This is a genomic window from Methylocaldum sp. (genome assembly GCF_039794385.1).
GTDB lineage: Bacteria > Pseudomonadota > Gammaproteobacteria > Methylococcales > Methylococcaceae > Methylocaldum.
Window position 1 is genome coordinate 1 of the sequence record NZ_JBDIVO010000303.1, and the last position, 5,492, is coordinate 5,492.

Sequence of the window (5,492 nt, forward strand, 5' to 3'; positions counted from 1 at the left end):
GCTACGATATCTTCGCTTACCCATGGGGGATACCTCCCACACTTTCCGGTTAAATGAACAAACCTTTGTACCGGACTTGAGGGTCCCCCTCCAACTCCCCTCAGAGCTCTCTTATAACTGACTACAAGAATGAATTCCTCGGAAAGTCGTAGGTCGGCAATCCTTTCCCAATCGCAAACGGTGTCTTCGGGAGCGCCGAAGCCACCCTTCCGACGAACCCGTTGGCCCAACGGCCGGGTCTACCGAAGGGTCTTAGGAATTACCGGGACGGGCTTATCCCCGCCTACCTTTTAACCACCTTGTCTGGTCGTTCGATAAAAGGAAACGGCGATGCCGGAACTGGCTGCGGATCAGAGCGGCTTCTTGCCGACATTTTCCAGGATCGCGCTCACAGCGGGATGCTTGAGTTTCCTGCGTTCCGTGATCGCGTAGAACCGTTCCCGCACGGAATCGATCCGGCCTATGGCTTCCACGTCGTACTGACGTTGAATCTCCTCCTCGACCGCAGAGGGCGCGACGAACAGCCCGGTTCCGCCACTGCCGAAGGTCTTGAGCAAGGCGCTGTCTTCTATTTCCGCTTGGATTTTCGGGCTGATGTTCTCGGCGTCGAACCACTGATCCAGCGAGCGGCGGAGCGCGGTATTGCCGGTCGGCAGCAAGAAAGGCGCTCCGCTGAGGGAACGGGGAAAGTCCGGGCGGTACGCACTGGCTAACTCGGGGGTTCCGAACACCGTGACTCCGCACTCTCCCAACAAGTGGTTGAACGCTTTGGCACCGTTCGCCGGCGTGACGGGGACGTCCGACAGCACCAGATCAATGCCTTGCAGCGACATCTCCGCCAACAGGCGTTCCGCCTTATCCTCATAGCAAAGAATCTGCACCGGCTCCGGCAGCCGGAAGGCCGGCTCGATCAGGCGGCAGGCGACCAGCTTGGGCAAAGCATCCGCCACGCCCACCACCAGCCGGAGCGCCCGCCCGGTCGGCCGGCCTTTGAGCGTGTTGGCCAGCTCCTGACCCAGGGAAAAGATTTCATCGGCATAGTGGAACACGATGCGGCCGGTATCCGTCAGTACCAGTTTGCGGCCATTCTTGTAAAACAGCTTTTCTCCGATGGTTTTCTCGAACACCGCCAATTGACTGCTAATGGTGGGCTGCGCCAGATGCAGCTTCTCGGAAGCGCGGGTCACGCTTTCCTCGCGAGCTACATTCCAGAAATAAAACAGATGCTGATAGTTGATGCGCCCCATAAGAACAGATTAATTGATTTTATCTATAAATGAATTTCAAACATTCTATTTTATTATAATAAGCTCAATCTATAGGCTATGCCCCGTCAGTCAATTTCAGCGTGAATCAACGATGCAAAAACTGTTACAGGGGCTACACCGATTTCAGAACGACCTTTTCGGTTCTCAGCGCGAGCTGTTCGAGCGGCTGGCAAAAGGACAGCAGCCCGAAGTGCTGTTCATCACCTGTTCCGACTCGCGCATCAATCCGAACTTGCTCACCCAGACCGAACCCGGCGAACTGTTCATTCTGCGCAACGCCGGCAACATCGTGCCTCCCTATGGCGCGGTCATGGGCGGCGAAGCCGCCACCATCGAATTCGCGGTGGCCGGTCTCGGGGTCAAGGACATCATCATCTGCGGACATTCTCATTGCGGCGCGATGAAAGGCCTCTTGGAACGGCCATCGACCCGCGACTTTCCGGCCCTGAGCCAATGGCTCTCCTATGCGGAATCCACCCGCCGTGTCGTTCACGATAAGTATGTAGACCTGGAGAGCGCTTCCCTGCTCAATATCACCATTCAGGAGAACGTGCTGGCGCAAATGGAGAATCTGCGCACCCATCCGGTGGTGGCCTCCGGGTTGGCCCAGAACAAACTTAAACTGCACGGTTGGGTCTACAAGATCGAGACCGGCGAAGTATTCGGCTATGACGCTGGAAGCGGGCAGTTTTTGCGGCTGACCGAACAGCGCCCCATGCCGTCCGTACACGAACGCACACTCATTGCAACGGAAATCTAGGTCCTCGCATTTTTCTATCGTTGAAGCTCTTCCTGAACTTCCGACCGCCCAAAGGGCAAATCCTGTTATGAACGCACAGACCTTGCGACTATCCGCTTTTCGCGCCGCCTGGAAAACGGACCTCCCCGCCTCTATCGTGGTTTTTCTGGTGGCCCTGCCGCTCTCCATGGGTATCGCCATCGCTTCCGGCGTGCCTATGGCGCACGCCGCCTCGGCCGGCCTCATTACCGCCATCATCGGCGGTGTCGTCACCGGAGCATTGTCCGGCTGCACGCTTCAGGTGAGCGGGCCGGCGGCCGGCTTGGCGGTGATGGTCGCTTTGTTCGTTCAGGAACACGGCTTCCAAACCTTGGGCGTCATTGTGCTCCTGGCGGGATTGCTGCAACTGGCGGCAGGCCTGTTGCGGCTGGGCCAGGTGTTCCGGGCCGTGTCGCCGTCGTTGATCCAGGGCATGCTGGCAGGGATAGGCATTCTGATCTTCGCCTCCCAGTTCCATGTCATGGTGGACGATCTGCCTCCCGGGACCGGCAAGGAATTCGGCGGCATCGTCAATCTGTGGACCTTGCCGCAGGCGGTATGGAAAGGAATTTCCGAAACGGTTCACCGGCCGGCGGCCCTGATCGGGCTGCTCACCATCGTAACCATGTTCTTGTGGAACAGGCTCACGCCGCAAAAGCTCAAGCTGCTGCCGGCTCCCCTTCTCGGCGTCGCGGTCGGCACCTCCTGCGCCGCGATATTGCAGGCGGACCTCAAGTACGTGCCAGTCCCCGACAATCTGCTGGAAGCGTTACGCTGGCCCGGCGGATCCGATCTTCGAGCTCTCTCCGACCGGGCGATTTGGCTGGCGGGCCTGTCTCTGGCCTTCGTAGCCAGCGCCGAATCGCTGCTGACCGCCACCGCGGTGGACTCTATGCAGCGGCATGCGCCGCGTACCCGCTACGATCGGGAACTAGCCGCCCAGGGCGTCGGCAACATCCTGTGCGGACTGGCCGGTGTATTGCCGATGACCGGCGTGATCGTCCGCAGTTCCGCCAATGTGCTGGCCGGTGCGAGAACCCGGCTGTCCACGATCCTGCACGGCGTCTGGATGTTGGTGTTCATCACCCTTCTACCGGGCGTCCTGAGCTTGATTCCGGTGGCCAGCCTAGCGGCGGTGCTGGTCTACACCGGCGTCAAACTGATGAATCCCAAAGCCATGCGCACACTGTGGCGCACCGACCGGGCGGAAGCCGGCATATACGCGGCGACCCTCGGTACTGTGGTAGTGGTGGACCTCCTGACCGGCATTGCTGTCGGAATCGCTCTGGCGTTGGTCCGATTGCTGTATAGCTTCTCGCATCTGGAGGTTGCGGTCGAAGAGGAAAAAGGGAGCGGCCGGACCACGATCCGCCTCAAAGGCGCCGCAACCTTCATCCGTCTGCCGAAGCTCGCGGCGGCCCTGGAGCGGGTCCGTCCCGACGCGCAGGTGCACGTGAATTTCCACGAACTGACCTATATCGATCATGCCTGCTTGGATCTTCTGATCAATTGGGAACAACAGCATAAGGCAGCCGGCGGCGAACTGGTCATCGACTGGGACAGACTGCGCGCCGTCTTCCAGCAGCACGCCTGGGGAGAACGGCGCATCGAGGCCGCATGAAGATCCATCCTGACGGGCCGTGGCCTGGAGTTTGCCGAAGGATTCCGCGGACCGGCTGCGACGCGGTCCATCCGGGTTGCAGCTATTGAGGGAAGTCCGAGCGGACTCCGTCAGACGCAGAACAATGATGGACTGGAAGAGTTCCGTTCAAGATTGTTACCATGCGTTCGTACAGCTTGCTGTGACGAATCCTCGCAATACCGCGCCGTTTAAGTCAAACCAAGGAAATCGGAGGAGGCCTTGTATGTGCGAGGTCAAGGCGAACCAACATTGAGGAAATCATCATGAACATTAAAGAAGAATTGGAAAAATTTCGGGACGGCTTACTTCAGCAACGGGACGAACTGCGGGTGCAGCTCAACTTGGCGAAACTCGAGGCTCAGGAAGAGTGGAACAAGACGGAAGAAAAGCTGGAAGAGTTCAAGAGCAAGCTCGCCGGAGTCGCCGACGAAGCCAAAGACGCCTCGGAAGATGTCTGGACCAGCGTCAAAATGCTCGGTGAAGAAGTAAGAAGCGCCTACGAACGGATCAAGAGCCGGATATAACTGCCACCGCATCTTTCGGCATCCCGCCTGCGAAGGCGGGATGCGCCGCCGCGTCAGCAACAGCGTTTGACGCCGCTCCATCGCCGATGCAGCTCGGCATCAAAAAACTCTTTGCGGCTCAAAGGCTCCCCGCCCTCGCCTGCGTGGTGGACACGCCAATGCGCCAGATACTTTTCATAGGCATCGTCGCCGGTCATTTCCCGCAGCAGATGCCATAGCGTCTTGACTGTTTTCATCATTTAATAATCCACTTCGGCAATTCACTCCCGAGATCGAAAGCCGCTTAGGAGTTCAGCGTGATCAATTACAACCCCAAATCGTGGTGGGGCCTCATTTTCAAATTTCATAAAAGCGACACGTTCAGAAGGCTGTTGCCGGCCATGAGTTCGGTCGCCTTATTCACCGCGGCCATAGCCTATATCGATCGCGATCTGCTGCCCGAGGAATTCAAGGGCACGAATCTGGTTCACTCCCTACTGGGCTTCGTCATCTCGCTGCTGCTGGTTTTTCGAACCAACACGGCGTACGAGCGCTGGTGGGAAGGCAGGCGGCAGTGGGGAACCTTGGTCAATACGTCCCGCAATCTGGCGCTGAAGTGCAACGCATTCCTTCGACAAAACCATCCGTCCAGACTCATCATCGCCAAACATATTGCCGCTTATGCCTCGGTGCTGAACGAGCATCTCCGCGATGCCGAACCGCTGCAACGCCGACCGGCCGGCGTGCACCGGCCGAATCTTATCGCCAACAGCCTGTTCAGGGAAATCGACCGACTGCACCGGGGCGGAGATCTCGCCGGAGTACATTATCTGAACATCAACAGCGAACTCACCTCGCTGACGGACATCTGCGGCGCCTGCGAACGCATCAAGAAAACGCCGATCCCGTACTCCTACAGCCTTTTCATCAAGAAGTTCATTTTCGTCTACATCGTCACCATGCCGTTCTGCTTCGTGCACGAATTCGGGTACTGGACGATCCTGTTCACTACTTTCGTGTTCTTCGTTCTGGGCAGCCTGGAGCTGATCGCGGAAGAAATCGAGAATCCCTTCGGCGACGATGCCAACGACCTTCCCACGGAAGAACTGGCTAAGATGATCGGCTCCAACGTGAGCGAAATTTTGCTGAAAAAGCGGGCGACCGTCGGCTCCAGCGTGGCGAAATACGCCGATCCCGGATCCCGCGCATCGGTCACCTCGGCGCATTGACGGTTTTGATGAACCCGTCCGCTTCCCGGCGCGAGGCAATGGCCTTGCGTCGGTTTATGCGCCTGCGGGGAA

Annotated in this window: 6 protein-coding genes; 4 read left to right on the forward strand and 2 right to left on the reverse strand. The window is 58.2% G+C overall.

The features are described 5' to 3' along the window. Positions 1 to 350 precede the first annotated feature (350 nt). Positions 351 to 1,247: a transcriptional activator NhaR gene (gene nhaR, locus ABJK70_RS19200; RefSeq protein WP_086133462.1), complete on the reverse strand. Its 897-nt coding sequence runs from the start codon at positions 1,245 to 1,247 to the stop codon at positions 351 to 353. Positions 1,248 to 1,359: 112 nt separating this feature from the next. On the opposite strand from nhaR, the gene ABJK70_RS19205 reads away from it, so the two are divergent. The 3 genes from ABJK70_RS19205 to ABJK70_RS19215 all read left to right on the forward strand — a co-directional run bounded on the left by ABJK70_RS19205 (position 1,360) and on the right by ABJK70_RS19215 (position 4,212). Beyond that, positions 1,360 to 2,028, forward strand: coding sequence for a carbonic anhydrase (locus ABJK70_RS19205; RefSeq protein ID WP_077730859.1), 669 nt, complete (start codon positions 1,360 to 1,362; stop codon positions 2,026 to 2,028). A gap of 67 nt (positions 2,029 to 2,095) precedes the next feature. Then, on the forward strand, positions 2,096 to 3,667 hold the full coding sequence (locus tag ABJK70_RS19210) for a SulP family inorganic anion transporter (protein WP_347258801.1): 1,572 nt from the start codon (positions 2,096 to 2,098) through the stop codon (positions 3,665 to 3,667). Between the two features lie 284 nt (positions 3,668 to 3,951). Next, positions 3,952 to 4,212, forward strand: coding sequence for a hypothetical protein (locus ABJK70_RS19215; protein WP_077730857.1), 261 nt, complete (start codon positions 3,952 to 3,954; stop codon positions 4,210 to 4,212). A gap of 53 nt (positions 4,213 to 4,265) precedes the next feature. Here the strand turns inward: ABJK70_RS19215 and ABJK70_RS19220 are convergent, their stop codons facing one another. Further along, complete coding sequence (locus tag ABJK70_RS19220) at positions 4,266 to 4,451, reverse strand: YbdD/YjiX family protein (protein ID WP_205780792.1); 186 nt, start codon at positions 4,449 to 4,451, stop codon at positions 4,266 to 4,268. Positions 4,452 to 4,508: 57 nt separating this feature from the next. On the opposite strand from ABJK70_RS19220, the gene ABJK70_RS19225 reads away from it, so the two are divergent. After that, the gene (locus tag ABJK70_RS19225; RefSeq protein WP_077730856.1) at positions 4,509 to 5,420 is read left to right on the forward strand and encodes a bestrophin family ion channel; all 912 of its coding nucleotides are present in this window, start codon (positions 4,509 to 4,511) and stop codon (positions 5,418 to 5,420) included. Positions 5,421 to 5,492: the final 72 nt, after the last annotated feature.